Genomic DNA, 493 nt, shown 5'->3' with positions numbered 1-493 from the left:
GACAACCCTCTTTGCCTGATGACCATAGCGAGTCGGTCCCACCCCTTCCCATCCCGAACAGGACCGTGAAACGACTCTACGCCGATGATAGTGCGGATTCCCGTGTGAAAGTAGGTAATCGTCAGGCTCCCTAAGCCAGAAACCCCCGCCCGAAAGGCGGGGGTTTTTGCATTTGTGGCGCCGGAAACGCGCGATGGCCGCGAGGCGGGGGGGGGCTTGGTCGCCGGCGCCGCCGGCGAGCTGGTGCGGCAGGGCCCTCATGCGCACGCCGCACACCCATGTCGTGACAGGACCAAGTAGCTTGATCCCGCGACAACTGCCATCTCCGCGGCCAGGGCAGCAAGTCTTGCGCCTCTCGCAGAGCGGGAATCGGATCGACGTCGAGTCGTTTGATCCGATGGTGTCACGGCTGACGCTGACCTGCCCCCTTCAATAGGGCCAATGGGCTTCTAGCAAAGTCCCTTTAAACCAACTCCTGGAATGCGGCAGGAGC

General features: G+C 62.5%; 1 rRNA gene. It reads left to right on the top strand.

Annotated elements, in window-relative coordinates:
* Positions 1 to 14 precede the first annotated feature (14 nt).
* Positions 15 to 127: ribosomal RNA gene (rrf, locus tag DIE22_RS37880) — 5S ribosomal RNA — on the top strand.
* Positions 128 to 493: the final 366 nt, after the last annotated feature.

The organism is Burkholderia sp. Bp9142 (genome assembly GCF_003853415.1).
Classification (GTDB): Bacteria; Pseudomonadota; Gammaproteobacteria; order Burkholderiales; family Burkholderiaceae; genus Burkholderia.
This window is presented reverse-complemented; position numbering and strand designations above follow the sequence as displayed.